The sequence below is a fragment of the Herminiimonas sp. genome, assembly GCF_030645555.1.
Taxonomy (GTDB): domain Bacteria; phylum Pseudomonadota; class Gammaproteobacteria; order Burkholderiales; family Burkholderiaceae_D; genus Oxalicibacterium.
This window is the reverse complement of record NZ_JAUSME010000322.1, coordinates 1-23,004: the sequence shown is the minus strand read 5'-3', so window position 1 is coordinate 23,004 and position 23,004 is coordinate 1. Positions and strand designations below refer to the sequence as shown.

The window sequence follows — 23,004 nt, the reverse complement described above, 5'->3', positions numbered from 1 at the left end:
TGGCATTAACGCGCTTGCTTGAAAGTGATGCGGAGCAGGAACAGGCCCAGCACGACAAACCAGATCAGGGCCCATTGCGGGATGGACAAGCCGAGTATCGGTGCATAGTCCGTCGTGCACAAGCCATCCGCCTTGAACAGGAAGGGCAACAACTGTGCGGTCGGCAGGGTATTGAGCGAAGTTTCCAGTGGGTCTATGCCGCATGATACGGTCGGATTGGCCTTGATATAGATGTGCCATGCGGCGACGCCTGCACCGGCGATCGCGGAGCAGGCCGCCAGTGCGGCGCTGGTCCTGGCGCGACCGCGCTGCATGAATGCGCCTATCAGGCAAAACAAGGCAATCGCGGCAAACGCATAGCGCTGTATCACGCACAGCGGGCATGGCTGCATGTTTTCCACATGCTGCAGATACAGCGCCACGGCCAGCATCATCAGCGAGATAAAGGCGACTGCGAGCAAATCAGGTTTCGAGTGTTTCATGACAGTGTCCTTGGGCAAGAGCAGTCGGTATGAGTAAGCCGGGGCTGAATAGTTGCGTTTCTTTTGCGCTTGTTAACTCGCGTCGCCTAGTGCGGCCAGCAAGTCGGCCTGGTGTTCAGCCGCCAGTGCATTCGTCAATTCGGTCAAATCGCCATCCATGATGAAATCGAGCTTGTACAAAGTCAGGTTGATGCGGTGGTCGGTCATGCGGCCTTGCGGGAAATTATACGTGCGTATGCGTTCACTGCGGTCGCCCGAACCGATCAGCGATTTGCGCGTCGCCGCTTCCTTCGATTGCTGTTCGCGCAACTGCACATCCTTGATGCGGGCCGCCAGCACTTTCAATGCCGAGGCCTTGTTCTTGTGCTGGCTGCGGTCGTCCTGGCATTCGACCACGATGCCGGTCGGGATGTGCGTGATGCGCACGGCCGAATCGGTCTTGTTGATATGCTGGCCGCCGGCGCCCGAGGCGCGGTAGGTATCGATGCGCAAATCGGCTGGATTGATGTTGACGTCCTCGACTTCATCGGCTTCCGGCATCACGGCGACGGTGCAGGCCGAGGTGTGGATGCGGCCCTGCGTTTCTGTCGCCGGCACGCGTTGCACGCGATGGCCGCCGGATTCGAACTTCAGTTTTGAATAGGCGCCGTTGCCGACCACGCGCACGATCACTTCCTTGTAGCCGCCGACTTCGGATGCCGATTCCGACACCATTTCTATCTGCCAGCGATTACGTTCGGCAAAGCGCGTGTACATGCGCAGCAGATCGCCGGCGAACAGGGCCGATTCATCGCCGCCGGTGCCGGCGCGGATTTCGAGAAAGATATTGCGCTCGTCATTCGGGTCTTTCGGCAGCAGCATTTTCTGCAGGTCGATTTCGAGCTGTTCCATGCGTGCCTTGCCGGCCGCGATTTCTTCCTGCGCAAATTCCTTCATGTCCGGGTCGGAGAGCATGCCTTGCGCATCCTTGATGTCGGTGTCGGCTTGCGTGTAATTGCCGTACAGCGCCACCAGCGGGCCAAGCTCGGCATGTTCGCGCGTCAGCTTGCGATAGTTGTCCATATTGGACGTGACGTCTTCCTGCATCAGCAGCACATTCACTTCAGCCAGGCGCTCGGTCAATTGATCGAGCTTGGCGAGCATCGAGGGTTTCATCATAATTTTTCAGTCTTGAATTCGGGGGTGATCGTGGCGGTTTGCGCGCGCATGGCACAGCAAGGGGCTGGCCTGCAGCAGCGTGCAGGCGCGAGATGAGCGTCGCTAGCGCTTGGTGCGGAACAGTTGCGGCAGCAGGGTGGCGAGACGTGCGCGCTCGTCGCCCTGCGCATTATGCAAGGCCTGTTGCGGGCCATGCAGGAATTTTGCAGTCAAGCCCTTGGACAGGGCTTCCAGCACTGCGTCTATGTCTTCACCCTTGGCCAGCAGTTTGCGTGCGCGTTCCAGTTCCATCGTGCGCATGAACTCGCTGGCTTCATGCAAGTCCTGTATCACCGGCACGACGGCACGGGCATCCATCCAGTGCATGAAGGATTGCACGCGGGTTTCGATGATGGCTTCCGCCTGCGCCACGGCAGCCTGGCGATTTTCGACGCCGGTTTGCACGAAGGCGCCGAGATCATCGACGGTATAGAGGAACACGTCATCCAGGCGGCCGATTTCCGGCTCGATATCGCGCGGCACGGCCAGGTCGACCATGAACATCGGTTTATGGCGACGTACCTTGATCGCGCGCTCTACCATGCCGAGGCCGATGATGGGCAGCGAGGACGCGGTCGATGAAATGACGATATCGTAGGTGGCGAGCTGGTCCGGCAAATCCGCCAGGCGTATCGCGCGACCGTTGAAGCGATGTGCGAGCGCCTCGCCGCGTTCCAGCGTGCGGTTGGCGATCGTCAGCGATTTCGGATTTTGTGCAGCGAAGTGGGTGGCGCACAATTCGATCATTTCGCCGGCGCCTATGAACAGCACATTCTGTTCGGCGATCGTATCGAAGATGCGTTGCGACAAACGCACCGCTGCCGCTGCCATCGACACGCTATGCGCGCCGATTTCAGTTGTGCTGCGCACTTCCTTGGCGACCGCAAAGGTACGCTGGAACATTTGATGCAGATAGGTGCCGAGCCCGCCGGCAGCATCGGCCTGGCGGACGGCATCCTTCATCTGGCCGAGGATTTGCGGTTCGCCTAGCACCATCGAATCGAGTCCCGAGGCGACGCGGAAGGCATGACGCACTGCATTGTCTGCCGGCAGCGCGTACAGGTAAGGACGCAATTCCGCATAAGGCAGCTTGTGATAATCGGCGAGGAAATGCGCGGTGAGGTCTATGGCTGCATCGACGCCGCCGGGCACATGGCTGGCCGCATACAGCTCGGTGCGATTGCAGGTCGACAGTATCGCCGCCTCATCAGTATGAATCTTGCTGTCGCCGCGTCCGTACCACATCCGTGCGGAAGCCACCGCCTGACCGAGCTGGTCAGCGGGAAAGGCTACCTTTTCGCGCAAAGAAACAGGCGCGGTAGTGTGGTTGAGGCCGACGGCGAGAAGTTGCATTTGTGGCACGAATATTCAGTAGTGATATCTACCGCGCATTATAGCCTGTTGCACTATGAAACGAGGGCATTGCCGTGTGCTCGCGCTATGCGGCTATGTCGGTAGACAACGGGGCAGGGTCAGCGTGAAGGTCGTGCCCTCGCCTGCGGTGCTGGCAAAGCGGATATCACCCTGATGACGTTCGATGACGGTTTTCACAAATACCAGCCCCAGTCCTACGCCGTCATGGCGCGGCTGGTTCGGCAAATCCACCCGCTGGAAACGCTGGAACAGCTTGCCCTGATCGGCTGCGGCAATGCCGTAACCATGGTCGCGTATGCTGCATGCGACGCGCGCCTGCTCGCCATCCTGCTGCAACCAGGCCGAGCACAGTATCTGCGTGTGATCCGGGCTGTAATTGATCGCATTCGAGATCAGATTGCTCAATGCGCGCGTCATCAGGGTGCGGTCTACCTTGACCGGGTATTCGCCTTCCGCAATCTCGACCTGCAGATCGATGTGCCGGCTTTTCGTCAGCGACCACATTTCATCGGCCGCATCAAACAGCAGATCCTGGAAGTCGACTTCTTCCAGCCGGTATTCCTGCGATTCTGCACGCGCCAATTGCACGAAGTTGTCCGCCAGGCCCAGCGTCTTGCGGCAGGATTTTTCAATCCGTGCAAAGAGTTCTTGCTGCGACAATGCAGAAGAGCTTTCATGCTGCAATTCGAGCAGCGCAAGTATCGATGCCTGTGGTGCGCGCATATCGTGCGACAGGAAACGCAGGGTTTCATCGCGACTGCGTTCTATCGCGCGGATAGTCGAAATATCGTGAATGCTGATGATCCAGCCGGTCAGCAGATTGCTTGCAGAGTGACAGGGCCCGCTTTTTATCAGCAAGTCACGCCCTGTATCGTCCTGCGCTGATACGCCATTGGCTAATGTTGTTGCGTGACCCAGATCAAGTAATTGCGGCCAGTCGAAAGACAGATTGGCGGCCTGATCGATAGGCTGCGCTGCCTTCAGTTGTGCCAGTAATGTGATCACCGAAGTGCCGCGCACATCATCTAATCCTCGCGCCCGGTAGTAATCGTTGGCGTTTTTGTTGGCCAGCAAAATGCGCCCGTCGATAGACGTGACGAGGGTTGCATCCGGCAGGTTGTTCAGATTGTCCGAGACGAACTGGCGCAAATCGCGCACGCGCCGCGCCGCATCTTTCATGGCCGAAATACGCTGCTCCAGCACATCCGTCATGTCGTCTGCTGCGGTAGCTGGATTTTCCTCTGGCATCAAATGCGGTTCCTGGTCGAGGCGGGTAAATTCCTGTCCCAGATAGGTGATCGCCGCTTCCAGCCGGCGCCAGATCCACAATGGATACGAGATGATGACAAGAATGATGGCGGCCGAAGGCGGCAGCCATATGCCGATGAGGTGCAAGCCGATATAACTGGCGACTACGGTCAGCAGCACCCCCAGGGCTGTTGCGAGCAGGGAGAGGCGCGGTGACAGTAGCAGGTAGCTAAGCAGGGCCAGGAGTACCGGCATGACCGTAAACAGTGATGCTTCCCATGCCTGGGCGAGGCGTAAGCTTTTCCCGTTAAGCAGGTTGTCCAGTATCTGGGCATGAATTTCGATACCCGGCATTGCCCCGGTTTCACCCGAAACGGGGGTCGGATAGGAATCTGCCATGCCGAGCGCGGTGGCGCCAATCAGCACGTACTTGCCGGTAAAGAATTCATCCGGAACTTCACCGCGCAATACGGATACATATGGGATTGATTGCACATGGCCGACGCTGCCAGTAAACGGGATATGCATTTGATCGGCACGTTGCCAGTTATCGATGCCTGCGACATGGTCTTGCGGTTTGCTTTTTCGCAGCATATCCGCGTATTGCGCAGCATTGCCGGTTGCCAGCAAGGCGGCAGAAAAATGCGGCCACCAGACGCCGCCCTGGCCTTCATGCAGGAAAGCGCTGCGCACCACGCCATCACTATCGTGTTTCAGATTGATATGGCCTAGCGCATGTGCGGCTTGGGCCAGTTCGGGTAGCGGCAAATTGACGGTCAGGCCATGGCCTGCATTCATCATGCTCACAGGCAGTACCGTGTGCCCGTTTTGCAGCAATGCAGCAGCCAGCTTTTGATCGCCGGATGGCGTACCGTCGGCTTGCGCTGCTTCCGGCTCGGAGAAGATCACATCGAATCCGATGGCGCGCGGTTGGGTTTTGTTGAGCCGGTTGATCAGGTCCGCATGCATGGTGCGCGGCCAGGGCCAGCGACCAAGTTGCGACAGGCTGTAATCATCGATCGCCACGATGATGACGTCTTCACTCGTCGGTTTGCTGCTGGTAGATAAAAACAGGTCATAGCGCGCCTGATCCAGTCGCCCCAAGCCATTTTGCCAGCCGATTGCGGCGGCGATAGCCAGCAGGATGACGGATAGTATCAGCCATTCTCGCAGTGCAAGATGCCGCTTTAGCGAGGAGAACCAGCGATTTTTCATCAAGTACTTGTCGTGAGTTTCTTATGGCGTTGTGCTACGGGACATTTTTTTCGGAGGCAGGGGTTGCCCGTCGTTGATGATCCACTGATCCGTCACTATCAAGGTCTGAGCAGAAGAAAACGGATTGCTGCTGCCGTCTGCATTAATGCTTTGTACACGGGCGAAATAGGTACCGAACGATGGGCGCGGAAGCTTGATTTCATTGCCGGCGACGCTGCTGGTAAACAACAGCCAGCTGAATTCCAGGTCGCGCGCCACTTGAACGTTGTACTTCTGGCTGGCGGACCCCGGCCAGCGTAGAGCCAATTCCTTCTGGTCGCTGTGTGCTACCGATGGCGCAGCCTGGGTAGGTAATTCCTGCTCGGCTTCGCTGCGATTGTTGATGGTGACAGCAAGCGTGCGCGGCATGCCTTCCAGTCCGAACTTGTCGATGGCAGCTATGCGCACAAAGTAATTGCCCTCCCGGATATCGTTGATGACGAGCTCGCGGGTATTGCTACCGGCTTCTGCCAGCATGTGCAGCATTTCAGCATCCTGCGCGATTTGCACGTGATAGGAGCGCGCATCTGCGATGGGAGCAAGCACAAATTTTGCCGCGCCATCCTGCCGGTACGGTGTGCTTGCCAATTGCGGTGCGGGTAATAGATCGATCGCAGGTCCGATCACATCGGGTGTGATGACGTTGCCTTTGGCGAGGGCCAGCATGCGTGTTTCCGGCGCACGGAGCGAGCCGACTGCGACCAGTCCATCCAGTACTTCGGTCCTTGCCTTGCTGTTGTCAAGGCTGACGCGGAAATGGGTGCCGCGTACACCGGCCACCGAGAATGGCGTGCGGACTTCAAAGCGCCCTTTGTTGGTATCCAGCGGCGTGACACGCGATACTACGCGTCCACGCAACAGCTTGATTTCGGTGCGCGGGCTGCCGGTATAAAGGGCTTTGCGCAATTTGGCAATCAGTACGCTGCTGTTCGATGGCAGGGAAATGCGCGACGCATCGACCAGTGCCATCGTCATGAAGCTGTTGGCCCCGGTATTGATTTTCATGCCTTCGACTATCTTGCTGCCGATGTTAAGCGCAGTCGAGCTGCCGTCTGCAGACGTGGCGGTGATCATGCCGTTGCGGGCAATCACGGTTGCTTCGCTGGCTTCATCGGCCAGCAGTTCCGTTGGGATGACGATCGGAGAACCGATCGGGATATTGCTGTCTTTGTTGACCTGGTTGATTTTGCCGAGCGCGACCCAATTGCCGGTCTTGCTGGTCCATCGTTGCGCGATAGAGATCAGCGTGTCACCCAATTGTGCGTAGTAGGTAATGCCGGAAGGATGGACGGTGATGCTGCCAGGTGCGGGAATGGCGGCGCCAGTACTGATGGCAGGCAGGCATCCAAGCATCAGTGCGACAACGACGATCCATTTTTGTAGGGAAATGCGCATTTGATCTTTCTGCGCAATTCAAGTGCGCCTTGCTAAGCCGTCATTTGCTCCAGGCGATAGCCGTAGCTGTATACCGGAGCCAGTCGAAAACCATGTTCCGGACGTAATTGTAACTTGCTCCGCACTCTGGAGACATGTGTATCCATGGTGCGGGATGGAATCTCGACATCGCGTGCCCACACTGCTTCCAGTATGTAGGCGCGTGACAATGGCCGGCCCAGATTGCGGAAAAACAGCAAGGCCAGATCAAATTCTTTTTGCGTGACTTCAATCGGTGTGCCGGACATCGTCAAACGGCCGGTGCGCGCTTCAAATACGAATTCGCCAAACTGGATCTGCTCGATGGGATTCTGGCTGGGGTAGGCGCGGCGCAACAATGCCTGTACCCGCGCCAGCAATTCGCCGCGACGGATAGGCTTGATCATGTAGTCGTCTGCGCCTGCAGCCAGGCCCGCAACAATGTCGTCTTCACCGGAGCGGCTGGTCATGAACAATACCGGCAGGTTGGCGGGCAGCTTTTCGCGCGCCCAGCGCAGGACATCGGCACCGCTCAAGTCAGGAACCTGCCAATCGATAATCAGCATATCGAAGCTTTCACGACGCAGCTGGTTCAGTAATTCCTTGCCACTTTGAAACGGGTGGCAGGAGTGACCGGCAGCGCTGAGAACCTGACAGACTAAATCGGTCTGGCTACGGTCATCATCAAGTACGGCAATTCGCATATTTTTGGCGTTCTGTAAGTTGATAGTATTTCGCAGCCCTAATTTAACAAAGTATTCCTGCGTTGAGTCTTCGGCGCATTGCGTTGTGACAATAGTTCACAAATTACAGTAGCTGAATGTTAATTATTGATTGTTTTTTGCATCATGTCAGTGTTTCGCTGACTTTATGAGTCGACTGAATTTACTCTTATAAATTAGCTGGTTCAATCAAATGCGAAGGCGCTTGCCTCTTTGGGTCGATAGGGCGACAGTCAAACGGAACATTTCCGGGCGCCTGCCTGCAGATAGGGAAATGCCTCGCCACCAGAAAAATGGGCCAGACACGCAAGTGTCTGGCCCATTTTTCAGCAGATCTATTTTTTGGAAGGCCGTCTATTTCTTGGACAGGCAGGTTTTCATGAATTTTTTGCGCTCATCGCCCTTCATCGTCGTGGCATCTGCATTGCAAGCTTTCATTCTGTCACGTTGAGCCTGTTGTGCCGGACTCACTTTCGGGTCGCCGCTGAGACATTCTTTCATGAAGGCTTTGCGCTCATCGCCTTTCTTGCCGGCCGCATCTTTATTGCAGCTTGTCATTCTGGTTTGTTGCGCAGTCTTGCCGGCTGCGGCTCCTGCCGCAGCTGGCGCAGCCGGGTCGGCAGCAAATGCGCAGGTGGCAAATGCGCTGGAAATAAGCAACGCTAAAAGTTTATTCATTGGAACCCCCTCAAGTATGGATAATCGAAAAACACTTTAAAAGCATTGTGACGACAACGACTACAGACTTCATTGAGTTGATATGCAGGATCGCACTACACAAAGATGCCTATTTGACAGGCGCTTGTCAATGCATGGATTGCATCTGCCATTTCCAGCGGGGTTCAAGGAATGCCGATCAACGCTCGGTTTTTACACAAGCGTAACCCTGGCAAAGCTTATTTGCCTGCATTCATCTCTTTTTGTCTCCTGGCAATCTCGGCATTGATTTTATCCATGGTGGCAGCATCCGGTTGCTTCCAGTCGCCGCCAGACTGCTTGACCATATAATTCAGGGCGTCGGCAAACTCTGCGACTGTCAAGTCAGGTTTCCCGCCTTTGGCTGGCATACCCCGCACGCCGACATAGCCGTGCGCAGTGATAATCACCTGGCCTTCTGCAATCAAAGGTGCCCATTTTTGTTTGTCACCCAACTTGGGGGCGCCCGCAACCCCAGCCGTATGGCAAGCCGTGCAAACGGCCATGTAAGTTTTCATGCCGTTTGCGTAAGCCATTTGACTTGCCGCCAGCAAGACCAGTCCAAACAAGCAGGAATATCGTTTCATGAAAATTTGACCTTTAGCGCTTGAAATTAAAAACGGAGGGAGGCCGGCTGTCACCTGGCAATCAGCGGCATTTCGCATTTGATAGTATCAAAAGCCATCGTGCATGAGGTTGCTTGGAAGTCGCGGATCAGGGAATTTGCCGCATGGTTTGTGCCGGCGGATGTATTCCTGTTTGCGTGCAGGGATGTTGTGCGTGAGGTAGTGCCAGAAAGAGAAAAACCCGCGCAAATCTATGATTTGCGCGGGTTTATATCTTGGTGGCCCGGGGCGGAATCGAACCACCGACACAAGGATTTTCAATCCTCTGCTCTACCGACTGAGCTACCAGGCCAAGGCGCGCAAGTATAGCAAACCTATTGGAATATGCAAGGCTTATGTTCAATTTGAATGGATGGCAGCCGCTATAATGGGGTCATTCATTCAGTTCCCCCTCTTCTTTTTCACGGATACTGCTTTATGCATATACAAAGCGACGTTTGCATTATCGGCGATGGCGCCATCGGCAAGGTGGCTGCGCTGGGTTTTGCGCAAGCCGGGCTGAAGGTTGCTCTATTGAGCCCGGCTTCCCGTGCGGCTGCCAGCGTGGCGACTGAAGTTTGGGATGCGCGTGTCTATGCCGTCAATCATGTGGGCCACGATTTATTGTCTGCTGTCAAAGTGTGGGAAGCGCTGGATGCAACGCGCGTGGCAGCCGTTGATTCGATGGCGGTCCATGGCGATGCCGCCGGCGAATTGGCATTTGATGCCTACGGCGCGCGCGTCGGCGCCCTGGCGTGGATAGTCGAGGACCGTAATTTGAATCAGGCGCTCGATGCCGCATTGAAGTTTGCCTCGAATGTGCGCATCGTCCATGGCCGCGCGACCAGTCTGCAGGCTGACGAGAAAGCGGCCTGCGTGCAACTGGAGAATGGAGACACGCTCGCAGCCGAGTTGCTGGTGGGTGCCGATGGCGGGCAATCGTGGGTGCGTGCGCAATGCGAAATCGATTTCGATTATCGACCTTACGGCCAGCGCGCCATCGTGACCAATTTTGCATGTGAAAAACCGCATTATGGCGTCGCGCACCAATGGTTCTCTGCAACAGAAGGCATCATTGCGCTACTACCCTTGCCGGGCCTGAGGGTTTCGCTGGTATGGTCGGCGCCGGATGCCTTGGCTGACATCCTGTCGCAGGAAACGCTGACCCAGCTGGCTGCGCGCGTCACCGCATGGTCGACGCTGCAACTGGGTACCTTGTCGCCGTTGCAGCCAGAAGTCGTGAAGTCTTTCCCCTTGTCCCTGATACGCCCGCGTGCGATTACTGCGCCGCGCGTGGCGCTGATCGGCGATGCGGCGCATGTCGTGCATCCGCTCGCCGGACACGGGATGAACCTGGGTTTTGCCGATGTTGTCGGTTTGATCAAGGCCGTGACCGAGCGTGGCGCACACCGCGACTGCGGCGATGCGCGCGTGCTGTCGTCTTACGCCCGTTCGCGCAAGGAAGATATACTGCTGATGCAACTGGCGACCGACGGTTTGGCGCGCCTGTTTGGCACGGAGTTCGAACCGCTGCGCATGGCGCGCAATCTGGGATTGAACTTGGTGAACAAGTTGCCTGTCTTAAAAAGGCGTTTGATAGGTCATGCGCTGGGACGATAGCTGTGATGTGGCCTTTGATGCATCGCTGTACAAGTCGCTTTGATTTCTGCTGCAAAAATTTGAACGGAACGTAATATGAAAATGATCAGGGTCGCAGTGGCGGCATTGCTGGGTTTGGCATTTGCCACTGCATTTGCGGAAACCGCACAGGAAGCCGCCGTCAGAAAAGTAATTGAGCCGCGTCTGGGCGAAGACGCAAAAGTGAAATCCGTCAGCAAAACGCCGTATTCCGGCCTGTTCGAAGTGCAGGTGAATGGCGACATCATCTATACCGATGCGAAAGCCGAATATTTATTCGTCGGCCGCGTCATCGATACCAGGACGTATCAGGATTACACCAAGGCGCGCCTGGACCAAATCAACAAGGTTGCATTCAGCGATTTGCCGCTGGAGGCTGCGATGAAACACGTCAAGGGTAATGGCAAGCGCGTGATCGCCGTATTTGAAGATCCGAATTGCGGGTATTGCAAACGCTTCCGCGAAACGCTGCAGGGAGTCACTGACATTACTGTCTACACTTTCATGTACAACATCCTGTCGCCAGACTCCATCGTGAAGTCGCGCAATGTCTGGTGTTCCGCCGATCGCAATAAAGCGTGGGACGACTGGATGCTGAAAGGGGAATCTCCGCCGGCGGCCTCCGAGAATTGCGTCGCACCGCATGAAAAAGTACTGGCGTTGGGTCGCCGTATGAAAGTCACCGGCACACCTACGCTGATCTTCACCGATGGGACGCGCATACCAGGTGCAGTCGATGCGAAGGCGCTGGAAGCGAAGCTGGCGACCATCAAATAAGCAGCGCATCCAGCAATAATGAAAACGGCCACGCTTGCGTGGCCGTTTTCATTTGCGCGCCGCATTCATGCGCATGCCGGCGGATGCCGCTAAACTAGCGGTATCGTATTCCTTCCACGGCACAGTATGAACAACGCAATTCACTACACCATCGTTCCCAAGGATCTGGCAGCGCATCTATATGCGGTCACGGTGACAGTCAATCAACCAGATGAAATCGGGCAATGCTTCTCCTTGCCGGCGTGGATACCGGGCAGTTACATGATGCGCGAGTTTGCCAGGAACATCGTGCAAATCAGCGCTGAATCTGAAGGTAAAAAAGTCGGCTTGAGCAAACTCGACAAGCACACCTGGATTGCCGATGAATGTGGCGGACCATTGATTGTGCGTTACGAGGTATATGCGTGGGATTTGTCGGTGCGCACCGCGCATCTGGACCAGACGCACGGGTTTTTCAATGGCACTAGCGTTTTCCTGCGCGTCCAGGATCGTGAAGAAAGCGTGCACATCGACGATATTCAAAAGCCGCAAGGCGACGACTATGACAAATGGCGCGTTGCCACTGCGATGCGACAATTGGAAGCCAGGCGTTATGGCTTTGGTACTTACATTGCATCAAACTATGATGAGCTGATCGATCATCCGGTGGAACTGGGAACCTTTGCTTTGGCAACTTTCAAGGCACATGGGGTGCAGCACGATGTCGTGTTTACCGGACGCGTGCCTAACCTGGATATGGTGCGCCTGACGGCAGACTTGAAAAAAATATGCGAAACGCAAATTGCCTTTTTTGAGCCCAAAAGCAAACGCGCGCCGGTAGATCGCTACGTTTTCATGACGATGGTGGTCGGCGATGGATATGGTGGCCTTGAGCATCGCGCCTCGACTGCGCTGATCTGTTCGCGTGCCGACCTGCCGGTCAAGGGACAGAAGGAAATGAGCGATGGTTATCGCACCTTCCTCGGCTTGTGCAGCCATGAATATTTTCATACCTGGAACGTCAAGCGCATCAAGCCGGCGGCGTTTGCGCCCTATGATCTGGCGACCGAAAATTACACGCCACTGCTGTGGTTGTTTGAAGGCTTCACCAGTTACTACGACGATTTGATGTTGGTGCGCAGCGGCGTGATCGATGAGCCGGCATATCTGAAGCTGGTTTCTAAAACGGTCAACAGCGTATTGCGCGGTAGTGGTCGCCATAAACAAAGCGTGGCCGAATCCAGTTTCGACGCGTGGGTTAAATATTATCGACAGGATGAAAGCGCGACCAATTCCATCGTCAGCTATTACACCAAAGGATCGCTGGTCGGCCTTGCGCTCGACCTGACGATACGTGCAGAAACCAAGGGCAAGAAATCGCTGGACGATGTGATGCTGGCCTTGTGGCAGCAATATGGCCGTGATTTTTATCAGGACGGCGCTGCCGGACGCGGGGTGACGGAAAACGAAATCGATGACTTGTTCGATAGCGTTACCGGTTTGAAGTTGAAACGCTTACTGGATCGTTGGGTGCGTGGAACGGATGACTTGCCTTTGGCGAAATTGCTGGTGCCATTCGGCATAGTATTTTCCGATGAGCGCAAGAATGGCAAACCGGGTTTGGGCTTGCGCACGGTGCGCGATGGCAGCGATTGCAAGGTGGCGAATGTCTATGAAAACGGCGCCGCGCACAAGGCCGGCATATCGGCTGGTGACGTGTTGGTTGCGATTGATGGCTTGCGTGTGACAGGAGCGAATCTGGATAGTGTGCTCAGTCGTTATCGTGCCGGCGATGCTGTCGATTTGCACGTATTTCGCCGTGACGAATTATTGAATTTGAAGGCGAAAGTGCATGCGGCTGATGCGCCGAATGTGAGCTTGACTGTGGAGACGAAGCCGGTCACTGCGGTGCGACTGCGCAATGACTGGTTGAGTATCTGAGTGAAATGGATGCAGGCATTGCGGCGTGTTCGCCGCAATGCTCTAGTTGAACAGCCGGCTCAATTCCACGCCCGGTTCTGGCGCGCGCATGAAGGCTTCGCCCACCAGGAAGGCGTGCACGTCGGCATCCCGCATTTTTTTCACATCGTCCGGCGTGACGATTGCGGATTCGGTAATCACCAGCTTGTCGGGCGAGATGCGCGGCAATAAATCCAGCGTAACTTGCAGCGATGTTTCAAAGGTGCGCAGGTTGCGGTTGTTCACGCCCAGCAGCGCGGTTTTCAGGCGCAAGGCAGCCGTCAGTTCTTCTGCATTGTGGACTTCAACCAGCACATGCATGCCGAGCTCATGCGCGCAGGCTTCCAGTTCCGCCATCAAGCCGTGATCGAGCCCTGCAACGATCAGCAGGATGCAATCGGCGCCCCATGAGCGCGCTTCATAAACCTGATATGGATCGATGATGAAATCCTTGCGCAAGACCGGCAAGGCGCAAGCGGCACGCGCCTGCTTCAGATAGTCCGGCGCGCCCTGGAAGAATTGCACATCGGTCAGCACTGACAGGCAGGCGGCGCCATGTTTTGCATAACTGGCTGCGATTTCGGCTGGATGGAAGTCCGGGCGTATGACGCCTTTCGATGGCGAGGCTTTCTTGACTTCGGCGATGATGCCGGCGCTGCCGGCAGCGATTTTTTGACGCAAGGCGCCTTCGAAATCGCGTATCGCAGCGCGCGCATCCTTGTCCGCTTCGACTTCGCTGCGCAAGCTGGCCAGGCTGCGATATTTTTTCGCAGCGGCGACTTCATCGGCTTTGACGTCGAGAATTTTATTCAGAATATCGGACATGTTTTTTCAGTATAAATAATGGTGTGCGACGCAGTATGCGATCAGGCTTTGCTGCCAAGTTCCTGCGTGACGCGGACGAACTGTTCGAGTTTTTCACGCGCCGCACCAGAGGCAATCGCTGCACGTGCTTTCTCTAGCCCGTCGGCGATGGAGCTCGCCACGCCGGCCGCATACAGTGCCGTGCCGGCATTCAGGGCGACGATATCGCGTGCCGGGCCATCAACATTGGCTAGTGCTTCAAAGATTTTCGTTTTCGATTCGATGGAATTGGCGACTTTCAGATTGCGGCTTGCAATCATGGGCAGGCCGAAATCTTCCGGATGAATTTCATATTCGCGGATTTCGCCGTTGACCAGTTCGCCGACCATCGTCGCCGCGCCCAGCGATACTTCATCCATATTATCGCGACCCCAGACCACGACTGCATGTTGTGCGCCCAGGCGTTGCAATACGCGCACCTGGATGCCGACCAGATCTGCATGGAACACGCCCATCAGGATGTTGGGTGCGCCGGCTGGATTGGTGAGCGGACCGAGGATGTTGAAGATGGTGCGTACGCCGAGTTCCTTGCGCACCGGCGCTGCATGCTTCATCGCCGCATGGTGGTTCGGCGCGACCATGAAGCCGATGCCGGTTTGTGCAATCGACTCCGCCACCAACTCTGGCTTCAGATTGATGTTGGCGCCCAGCGATTCGAGCACATCGGCACTGCCGGACGAGGACGAGACGCTGCGCCCGCCATGTTTGGCGATGCGCGCACCGGCAGCTGCGGCGACAAACATCGACGCCGTTGAAATATTGAAGGTGTTGGCACCATCGCCGCCAGTGCCGACGATGTCGAGCAGGTTGGTAGTATCGCTGAGCGGCACTTTGGTGGAAAACTCGCGCATCACCTGCGCGGCAGCGGTAATTTCGCCTATGCTTTCCTTCTTGACGCGCAAGCCCATCGTCAATGCGGCTATCATCACCGGCGACATTTCGCCGCTCATGATCTTGCGGAACAGGTGCAGCATCTCATCGTGGAAAATTTCACGATGATCGATGCAGCGTAATAAGGCTTCTTGATCGGTTATCGGCATGGCGATGCTTTCAGAATTCAAATGGCCGGCGTCGTTCATCTCAGCGTACGAGAAAATTTTTCAGCAAGGCGTGGCCGTGTTCGGACAGGATAGACTCGGGATGAAACTGCACTCCCTGGATATCGAATTCCTTGTGCCGCACGCCCATGATTTCGCCATCATCGGTCCACGCAGTGATTTCCAGGCAATCCGGCAGCGATGCGCGTTCTATCGCCAGCGAGTGATAGCGGGTGACCGTGTACGGGCTGGGCAAGCCCTTGAAGACGCCGACGCCGGTATGCGTGATCAGCGAAGTCTTGCCATGCATGACTTGCTGCGCGCGCACGACCTTGCCGCCGAAAGCCGCACCTATCGCTTGATGGCCCAGGCACACACCGAGTATCGGCAATTTGCCGGCAAAATGTTTCAGCACAGGGATAGAGACGCCGGCTTCATGCGGCGTGCACGGGCCGGGCGAAATGCAGATGCGATCCGCCTTCAGGGCCGCTATTTGCTCCAGCGTGATTTCATCATTGCGCACGGTAACGACTTCTTCGCCCAGTTCGCCAAAATACTGCACCAGGTTATAGGTGAAGGAGTCGTAGTTATCTATCATCAGCAACATATCAAATCTCCCCGTCCAGACCATCTTGCACTTGTTCGGCTGCTCTTAACACAGCGCGCTGAAAGTTTTGGCTACGGCCGCTACGCTTAACTTGCGCTCCGCACAAGTTAGCCTGCGCCGAAACTATCCCCGCTTGTAGAAAATTTGCCATCTCAGATTTCTCCATCCAAGCCATCTTGCACCTGTTCAGCGGCTCTACGCACAGCGCGGGCCTTGTTTTCAGTTTCCTGCCATTCCATCTCGGGCACCGAATCGGCAACGATGCCGGCGGCTGCCTGCACATACAGCATGCCGTCCTTGATGACGCCGGTGCGGATCGCGATCGCCAGATCCATTTCGCCGCCGAATGACAGATAACCGCAGGCGCCGCCGTAAATGCCGCGCTTGGTTGGTTCCAGTTCATCGATGATTTCCATCGCCCGCACTTTCGGAGCACCCGACAGCGTGCCGGCCGGGAAAGTCGCTTTCAATACATCCAGATTCGACAGCCCGGCTTTCAGCGTGCCTTCGACATTGGAGACGATGTGCTGCACGTGCGAATATTTTTCGATCACCAGTTTGTCGGTGACCTTGACGCTGCCGATTTCAGCGATGCGGCCGATGTCGTTGCGCGCCAGATCGATCAGCATCACGTGTTCGGCGATTTCCTTCGGATCGGCCAGCAATTCCTTGGCCAGAGCCGCATCTTTTTCCGGCGTGTCGCCGCGCGGGCGGGTGCCGGCCAGTGGGCGTATCGTCACTTTTTTCTTGTCGTCGCCTATCGCTTCATTGCGCACCAGGATTTCTGGCGAGGCGCCGACGATTTGCATGTCGCCGAAGTTGTAGAAGTACATGTACGGCGATGGATTGAGCGAGCGCAGGGCGCGGTATAGCGTCAGTGGCGCATCGACATACGGCTTCTTGATGCGCTGGCCGATTTGCACCTGCATCAGGTCGCCAGCCATCACATATTCTTTGGCTTGCGCGACTGCTGCCAGGTAAGACTGCTTGTCGAATTCGCGTATCGTTTCTGTACGTGTCGAGGCCGGGGTCAGCGGTGCTTCGACCGCGCGATGCAATTTTGCGCGCAAGTCTTTCAGGCGTTCGCGGCCCTGTGCATAGGCATCCGCTTGCGCCGGATCGACATACACGATCAGATACAGTTTGCCGGACAGGTTGTCGATGACGGCCAGTTCTTCGGTCAGCAGCAACAGGATTTCCGGCAAGCCGAGATCGTCTTTCGGGCAGCTGTGGGCCAGGCGCTTTTCAACGTGGCGCACTGCGTCATAGCCAAAGTAACCAGCCAGACCGCCGCAAAAGCGCGGCATGCCGGGCAGGATCGCCACTTTATAGCGGGCCTGGAATTCGGCGATGAAATCGAGCGGATTGCCTTCATGCGTCTCCACAACTGCATCGTTCTTGACGACTTCTATGCGGGTGCCGAAGCTGCGCATCAGCGTCGTCGCAGGCAAGCCGATGAAGGAATAGCGACCGAAACGTTCGCCGCCGACAACAGACTCCAGCAGGAAGGAATTCTTTCCATTGTTCTGGGTTTGCGCCAGTTTCAGGTAGAGCGATAGCGGCGTTTCCAGATCGGCGAAAGCTTCGGCAATCAGGGGGATGCGGTTGTAGCCTTGCGTGGCCAGCGTTTTGAATTCGAGTTCAGTCATGGTTCTCTCCGGACCGCTATTGTAGACGAGCGGTTTGGTACTTGAGTAAGTACTGCAAAAAACGTTGCTGATCGCGCAGGAAAAACAGAAATGCGCAGGCGATCAGCGGCAACGGGTGCTTAGCCCCAGATTTGCCAGCCTCGCCATAGCCAGGCCTCATGGGCACCGGGTAATGCGATACGTTTTTTGTCGAGAAACATGATGATTTATGTTGAGATTAGATGAGCTGCCTGCAGCAGCGAAGAAACTATACCATCCGAGTCGATATCTTGTACAGCCTGCCCGTGGTTGTAGCCATATGGCACGGTGAGCACCTTGCAGCCGGCGGCGCGTGCAGCCTGCGTATCGCTGATCGAGTCGCCGATGGCGATGACCTCGACCGGTGCCAGGCCAAAATGCGCGCACACCTGCAGCAGTTGCATGGGGTCGGGTTTCTTTTTGGCGAATGAATCGCCGCTGTAGATGATTTCAAAATAATCGTGCAAGCCGGTTTTTTTCATCAGCGGCAAGGTAAAGGCGGCCGGCTTGTTGGTCACGCAAGCCAGGCGCAATCCCTTTGCCTGCATGGCCTGCAAGCCTTCATGCACGCCGGGAAAGACAGTCGCAAACTCGCCATTGACGTCCAGATAATGCTTTTCAAACAAGGTCAGTGCCTGCAGGAAGTGGCGTTCGATCACGACCGGAGAAAAATCGACGCCGAGTGCGCGCCGCACCAGGTTTTCTATGCCCTTGCCGACGAAGCTGATGACGGTATCGATGGCCAGCGGTGCCAGACTCAAATCACTGCGCATGCGGTTGACTGCGGCATGCAAGTCTTGCGCGGTATGCAGCATGGTGCCGTCCAGATCGATGATGACGGCGCGTATCCCGCAGATTGGCTTATCGGCAGGTGTGCTGACAGACAGACTCACACCTTGGCCAGTTCGCTGCGCATCGCAGCTATGACTGCCTTGTAGTCCGGCTTGCCGAAAATGGCGGAGCCGGCGACGAAAGTGTCTGCGCCGGCCCGGGCTGCGGCTTCGATATTGTCGACCTTGATGCCGCCGTCGACTTCCAGCATGATGTCGCGGCCGGAGGCATCGATCAATTTGCGCACGGCGGCGATTTTATTCAGCGTCTGCGGAATGAAGGATTGCCCGCCGAAGCCGGGATTGACCGACATCAGCAGGATGATGTCGAGCTTGTCCATCACGTGTTCCAGATAATGCAGCGGCGTACCGGGATTGAATACCAGCCCGGCCTTGCAGCCATTGTCGCGTATCAGTTGCAGCGTGCGGTCTATGTGTTCGGATGCTTCCGGATGGAAAGTGATGATGTTGGCACCAGCCTTGGCAAAATCGGGGACAATACGATCTACCGGCTTGACCATCAGATGCACGTCTATTGGCACTTGCACATGCGGGCGTATCGCTTCGCATACCAGTGGCCCTATCGTCAGGTTGGGAACGTAATGGTTATCCATGACGTCGAAGTGGATGATGTCGGCGCCGGCGGCGACGACATTGCGCACTTCTTCACCCAGGCGGGCGAAATCGGCGGACAGTATGCTGGGAGCGATGCGATAGCTGGGCATGGTCATGACTTTAAAATAGAAGCCGCTATTTTAACCCGCGACTCTGGGCGTGCGTCTTTCTTGTATCAGATGCGATGAGAGGTGAATTTCGTGCGCAATCGGGCCTGGTGCACTATCACTATATATAGTGCGATTCGACGCGCTATGATGCGGATATGTGCAAAGTTGCAATAAAAGTGGCGCAGAGTATGCGCGCAAAAGAGGAATTGAATGGCAAGCTACGAATTCACCGTCACCGTCAGCACGCAGTATCTGGAAGAGCAATCCGATCCCAAGCGCGCCAATTATGTATTTGCCTATACGGTAAGCATCAAGAATACCGGTCAGGTCGCTGCGCAATTGATCTCGCGCCACTGGGTGATCACCGATGCCAACAACCATACTGAAGAAGTGCGCGGTCTGGGTGTGGTGGGCAATCAACCCTTGTTGCAGCCCGGCGAGCAGTTTGAATATACCAGCGGCACCTCGATGGCCACGCCGCAAGGCTCTATGATGGGCGAATATTTTTGCGTGGCAGAAGACGGCGAGCAATTCGAGGCAAAAATTCCCGAGTTCGTCCTGTCGCTGCCGCGCACCCTGCATTGATCCTGCCGCTTATGCCGCCTCGTCATCCTTGGGTGGCAAGGGTTTTTGTGCCGGTGGCTGCGCTGGTTTCTGGCCTGAGTACATCGTCCACCATACGATAAAAATCAGCAAGAACAGCGCGATGCCCGCTTCAGCAAATAACATCCACATTACTTATCACTCCCCATGTCATTCATACGCCTCAGTTTACTCGCATCCATCCTGTTCGGCCTGGTTTCCTGTTCCACCGTGCCCAAACCTGAGCCGCTCGTTCCATCCGAGCCTGTCGCCCCCGTCACGCCAGCCAGGCCGCTGACACCGGCAGGAGAATTGCCCAGCCTGCCAAGAACCGAAATCAATCCTGCCTTGCGCCCAGTCACCTTTGCCGCCCTACCCGGCTGGAAGATGGATGATCAACGCGAAGCCTTGCCAGCCTTTCTCTCGTCTTGCGTGGTCTTGATCCGGCGTCCCGACTGGAAAGAGGCGTGTGTGGCAGGCGCAAATATCGATGCAAGCGATGCCTATGCGTCACGGCAGTTTTTTGAAAAGTATTTCGTGCCCTATCGCGTGTCGAATCCGGATGGCTCGCTCAGCGGCATGGTCACCGGCTATTACGAACCCTTGCTGCAGGGTGCGCGCAAACGCGGTGGCAAGTATCAGACGCCTTTGCATCGCGCGCCAGACGACATCCTGACGATAGAGTTGGCCAGTGTTTTCCCTGAGTTGAAGGGGCAGCGCGTGCGCGGCCGTCTGGTAGGCAACAAGGTGGTGGCTTACCCGTCGCGCGCCGAACTGAATCAGTCGAATGCGCTGGCCGGCAAGGAAATCCTGTGGGTGGACGACGCTGTCGAGGCTTTTTTTCTGCAAGTACAAGGTTCCGGTCGCGTCCAGCTGGTTGATAGCCAGGAAACCGTGCGCGTCGCCTATGCCGACCAAAACGGTCATCCATACAAGTCCATCGGTCGCTATCTGATCGACAAGGGTGAGCTGACTCTGGATCAGGCGTCAGCGCAAGGCATCAAGGCATGGGTCAAGGCCAATCCCAGGCGGCAGCAGGAATTGCTGAATGCCAATCCCAGCTATGTCTTTTTCAAGGAAGAGAAAGTAACGGATGCCGCCGTCGGGCCCAAAGGCGCGCTGGGCGTGCCATTGACGCCGCAGCGCTCGATTGCAGTCGATCCGCAATACATACCATTGGGGGCTCCGGTATTTCTTGCTACGACCCAGCCCAACAGTAAAGTGGCGTTGCAGCGGCTGGTGCTGGCGCAAGATACCGGCAGCGCCATCAAGAGCGCAGTGCGGGCCGATTATTTCTGGGGTTTTGGCGCGCAGGCGGGTGAGAAAGCTGGCGGCATGAAGCAGAGCGGTGCAATGTGGGTGTTATTGCCCAGGTAATTCTGGTGGGTAGTACATATATATAGGAGTCATGCATGCAATACGAAAATATACTCGTGGAAACCCGTGGCAAGGTTGGCCTCATCACGCTCAATCGCCCGGCGGCATTGAATGCGCTCAATGATCAGTTAATGGATGAGTTGGGTTTGGCCCTGCAAGCCTTCGATGCCGACGCAGGCATAGGCTGCATCGTCATTACCGGCAGCGAAAAGGCGTTTGCCGCAGGTGCCGATATAACTGCAATGGCCAGCTATACATATATGGACGCCTATAAAGGTGACTACATCACCCGTAACTGGGAGCAGATACGCAGCGTACGCAAGCCAGTCATCGCCGCAGTTGCCGGCTATGCACTGGGCGGCGGTTGTGAACTTGCGATGATGTGTGACTTCATTATTGCCGCAGATACTGCCAAATTCGGCCAGCCTGAAATCAAGCTAGGCATCATTCCAGGCGCTGGCGGCACGCAACGCCTGCCGCGCGCTGTGTCGAAAGCCAAGGCGATGGATATGTGCCTGACGGCACGCATGATGGATGCCGCCGAAGCCGAGCGCGCCGGCCTGGTGTCCCGCGTGGTAGCCGCCGACAAACTGATCGAAGAAGCGCTGGCCGCAGCAACTGTCATAGCGGATATGTCGCTGCCCATGGTGATGATGGTCAAGGAATCCATCAATCGCGCCTATGAAACCACACTGGCAGAAGGCGTGCAATTCGAGCGCAGGGCGTTCCACAGTACCTTCGCCACAGAAGATCAAAAAGAAGGAATGCGTGCCTTTATCGAGAAGCGCGCACCGAGATTCAGGAACGTTTAAACGTGCGTTTTGAAATAGTTAAAGTATTTTCTCAAAAGCACTTGCCAAGGGTGGAAGACGTTTGCTATAGTTCGCCTCCCGTTGAGAAGCGGGGAGTTGAAGAAGCAGGCAGTAAGCGGCTTTTGAGACTGGTGAGGGGTGTTGGAAGTTGAAGTAAGTGTTGAAAACTTTGAAAAGAATTTAAAACAAAGTTGTTGACGCAAACGAAGAAATGCCACATAATCTCATCTCTCTGCTGCTGACGAACAAAACGATTCGCAGCGCCGCTGAAACAGCGAAGCAGACAAGAAGTTCTTTAAAAATTAACAGTCGATAAGTGTGGGCGTTTAATGGAAGCGCGGCAATCAGGTTCGCTTGGTTGTCATAACTTTAAACATTAAATGCTCACAAAGAAATATAGATACTTTCTGTTAAAGGAAAGTACCTGTCAGTATTTTGAGTGAGCGACCGGTTCGAAAGAACCATGTCAGCGATGACATAAAACAACAGAGATTAAACTGAAGAGTTTGATCCTGGCTCAGATTGAACGCTGGCGGCATGCCTTACACATGCAAGTCGAACGGCAGCACGGGAGCTTGCTCCTGGTGGCGAGTGGCGAACGGGTGAGTAATATATCGGAACGTACCCTAGAGTGGGGGATAACGCAGCGAAAGTTGCGCTAATACCGCATACGATCTACGGATGAAAGTGGGGGATCGCAAGACCTCATGCTCATGGAGCGGCCGATATCTGATTAGCTAGTTGGTAGGGTAAAAGCCTACCAAGGCTTCGATCAGTAGCTGGTCTGAGAGGACGACCAGCCACACTGGAACTGAGACACGGTCCAGACTCCTACGGGAGGCAGCAGTGGGGAATTTTGGACAATGGGCGCAAGCCTGATCCAGCAATGCCGCGTGAGTGAAGAAGGCCTTCGGGTTGTAAAGCTCTTTTGTCAGGGAAGAAACGGTGAGGGCTAATATCCTCCACTAATGACGGTACCTGAAGAATAAGCACCGGCTAACTACGTGCCAGCAGCCGCGGTAATACGTAGGGTGCAAGCGTTAATCGGAATTACTGGGCGTAAAGCGTGCGCAGGCGGTTTTGTAAGTCTGATGTGAAATCCCCGGGCTCAACCTGGGAATTGCATTGGAGACTGCAAGGCTAGAATCTGGCAGAGGGG

The 23,004-nt window shown here is 55.8% G+C and carries 21 protein-coding genes, 1 tRNA gene and 1 rRNA gene; 7 read left to right on the top strand and 16 right to left on the bottom strand.

Features of this window, described 5'->3' with window-relative positions:
* Nucleotides 1-5: 5 nt before the first annotated feature.
* From Q7T06_RS12075 to Q7T06_RS12035, 9 genes are all read right to left on the bottom strand, one after another.
* Nucleotides 6-482, bottom strand: coding sequence for a disulfide bond formation protein B (locus Q7T06_RS12075; RefSeq protein ID WP_304784999.1), 477 nt, complete (start codon nucleotides 480-482; stop codon nucleotides 6-8).
* Nucleotides 483-554: 72 nt separating this feature from the next.
* Entirely contained in the window at nucleotides 555-1,637 is a 1,083-nt protein-coding gene (prfA, locus tag Q7T06_RS12070; protein ID WP_304785047.1) for a peptide chain release factor 1, read from the bottom strand.
* 105 nt (nucleotides 1,638-1,742) lie between these two features.
* Nucleotides 1,743-3,032: a glutamyl-tRNA reductase gene (gene hemA, locus Q7T06_RS12065; RefSeq protein WP_304784997.1), complete on the bottom strand. Its 1,290-nt coding sequence runs from the start codon at nucleotides 3,030-3,032 to the stop codon at nucleotides 1,743-1,745.
* Between the two features lie 93 nt (nucleotides 3,033-3,125).
* On the bottom strand, nucleotides 3,126-5,516 hold the full coding sequence (locus Q7T06_RS12060; RefSeq protein ID WP_304784995.1) for a CHASE2 domain-containing protein: 2,391 nt from the start codon (nucleotides 5,514-5,516) through the stop codon (nucleotides 3,126-3,128).
* A 21-nt stretch (nucleotides 5,517-5,537) separates the two neighbouring features.
* Nucleotides 5,538-6,950 carry a FecR domain-containing protein gene (locus Q7T06_RS12055; RefSeq protein WP_304784993.1) on the bottom strand — a complete coding sequence of 471 codons (1,413 nt, stop codon included), beginning with the start codon at nucleotides 6,948-6,950 and terminating at the stop codon, nucleotides 5,538-5,540.
* 32 nt (nucleotides 6,951-6,982) lie between these two features.
* Nucleotides 6,983-7,672, bottom strand: a complete 690-nt coding sequence (locus Q7T06_RS12050) for a response regulator transcription factor (protein ID WP_304784991.1) — start codon at nucleotides 7,670-7,672, stop codon at nucleotides 6,983-6,985.
* Nucleotides 7,673-8,044: 372 nt separating this feature from the next.
* Entirely contained in the window at nucleotides 8,045-8,368 is a 324-nt protein-coding gene (locus Q7T06_RS12045) for a PsiF family protein (protein ID WP_304784989.1), read from the bottom strand.
* 218 nt (nucleotides 8,369-8,586) lie between these two features.
* Nucleotides 8,587-9,051 carry a cytochrome c5 family protein gene (locus tag Q7T06_RS12040; protein ID WP_304784987.1) on the bottom strand — a complete coding sequence of 155 codons (465 nt, stop codon included), beginning with the start codon at nucleotides 9,049-9,051 and terminating at the stop codon, nucleotides 8,587-8,589.
* A gap of 177 nt (nucleotides 9,052-9,228) precedes the next feature.
* Nucleotides 9,229-9,304 (bottom strand) — tRNA-Phe (locus tag Q7T06_RS12035).
* A 125-nt stretch (nucleotides 9,305-9,429) separates the two neighbouring features.
* On the opposite strand from Q7T06_RS12035, the gene Q7T06_RS12030 reads away from it, so the two are divergent.
* The 3 genes from Q7T06_RS12030 (at nucleotide 9,430) to Q7T06_RS12020 (ending at nucleotide 13,326) form a co-directional block, all read left to right on the top strand.
* Entirely contained in the window at nucleotides 9,430-10,611 is a 1,182-nt protein-coding gene (locus Q7T06_RS12030) for an FAD-dependent monooxygenase (RefSeq protein ID WP_304784984.1), read from the top strand.
* A 75-nt stretch (nucleotides 10,612-10,686) separates the two neighbouring features.
* Nucleotides 10,687-11,406: a DsbC family protein gene (locus tag Q7T06_RS12025; RefSeq protein ID WP_304784982.1), complete on the top strand. Its 720-nt coding sequence runs from the start codon at nucleotides 10,687-10,689 to the stop codon at nucleotides 11,404-11,406.
* Between the two features lie 126 nt (nucleotides 11,407-11,532).
* A complete protein-coding gene (locus Q7T06_RS12020; RefSeq protein ID WP_304784980.1) occupies nucleotides 11,533-13,326 on the top strand; it encodes a M61 family metallopeptidase in 1,794 nt (597 codons plus the stop codon).
* A 42-nt stretch (nucleotides 13,327-13,368) separates the two neighbouring features.
* Here Q7T06_RS12020 and trpC read toward each other — a convergent pair whose 3' ends face one another.
* From trpC to rpe, 6 genes are all read right to left on the bottom strand, one after another.
* Entirely contained in the window at nucleotides 13,369-14,169 is an 801-nt protein-coding gene (gene trpC, locus Q7T06_RS12015) for an indole-3-glycerol phosphate synthase TrpC (protein ID WP_304784977.1), read from the bottom strand.
* Nucleotides 14,170-14,210: 41 nt separating this feature from the next.
* On the bottom strand, nucleotides 14,211-15,248 hold the full coding sequence (gene trpD, locus Q7T06_RS12010; RefSeq protein ID WP_304784976.1) for an anthranilate phosphoribosyltransferase: 1,038 nt from the start codon (nucleotides 15,246-15,248) through the stop codon (nucleotides 14,211-14,213).
* A gap of 40 nt (nucleotides 15,249-15,288) precedes the next feature.
* On the bottom strand, nucleotides 15,289-15,852 hold the full coding sequence (locus Q7T06_RS12005; protein WP_304784974.1) for an aminodeoxychorismate/anthranilate synthase component II: 564 nt from the start codon (nucleotides 15,850-15,852) through the stop codon (nucleotides 15,289-15,291).
* Nucleotides 15,853-16,004: 152 nt separating this feature from the next.
* Nucleotides 16,005-17,501, bottom strand: a complete 1,497-nt coding sequence (trpE, locus tag Q7T06_RS12000; RefSeq protein WP_304784971.1) for an anthranilate synthase component I — start codon at nucleotides 17,499-17,501, stop codon at nucleotides 16,005-16,007.
* 206 nt (nucleotides 17,502-17,707) lie between these two features.
* On the bottom strand, nucleotides 17,708-18,406 hold the full coding sequence (locus Q7T06_RS11995; protein WP_370652383.1) for a phosphoglycolate phosphatase: 699 nt from the start codon (nucleotides 18,404-18,406) through the stop codon (nucleotides 17,708-17,710).
* A 2-nt stretch (nucleotides 18,407-18,408) separates the two neighbouring features.
* Nucleotides 18,409-19,074: a ribulose-phosphate 3-epimerase gene (gene rpe / locus Q7T06_RS11990; RefSeq protein ID WP_304784967.1), complete on the bottom strand. Its 666-nt coding sequence runs from the start codon at nucleotides 19,072-19,074 to the stop codon at nucleotides 18,409-18,411.
* Between the two features lie 210 nt (nucleotides 19,075-19,284).
* Here rpe and apaG point away from each other — a divergent pair, with 210 nt between their 5' ends.
* Nucleotides 19,285-19,659, top strand: coding sequence for a Co2+/Mg2+ efflux protein ApaG (gene apaG, locus Q7T06_RS11985; protein WP_304784965.1), 375 nt, complete (start codon nucleotides 19,285-19,287; stop codon nucleotides 19,657-19,659).
* A gap of 9 nt (nucleotides 19,660-19,668) precedes the next feature.
* Here apaG and Q7T06_RS11980 read toward each other — a convergent pair whose 3' ends face one another.
* Nucleotides 19,669-19,809 (bottom strand): hypothetical protein, encoded by a 141-nt coding sequence (locus Q7T06_RS11980; RefSeq protein WP_304784963.1) that lies wholly within the window; start codon nucleotides 19,807-19,809, stop codon nucleotides 19,669-19,671.
* A 15-nt stretch (nucleotides 19,810-19,824) separates the two neighbouring features.
* Between Q7T06_RS11980 and Q7T06_RS11975 the strand changes: the two genes are divergently transcribed.
* The 3 genes from Q7T06_RS11975 to Q7T06_RS11965 form a co-directional block, all read left to right on the top strand.
* The gene (locus tag Q7T06_RS11975; protein ID WP_304784961.1) at nucleotides 19,825-21,033 is read left to right on the top strand and encodes a murein transglycosylase A; all 1,209 of its coding nucleotides are present in this window, start codon (nucleotides 19,825-19,827) and stop codon (nucleotides 21,031-21,033) included.
* 35 nt (nucleotides 21,034-21,068) lie between these two features.
* Nucleotides 21,069-21,845 (top strand): enoyl-CoA hydratase, encoded by a 777-nt coding sequence (locus Q7T06_RS11970; protein ID WP_304784959.1) that lies wholly within the window; start codon nucleotides 21,069-21,071, stop codon nucleotides 21,843-21,845.
* Between the two features lie 494 nt (nucleotides 21,846-22,339).
* A 16S ribosomal RNA gene (locus tag Q7T06_RS11965) occupies nucleotides 22,340-23,004 on the top strand; the annotation flags it as partial.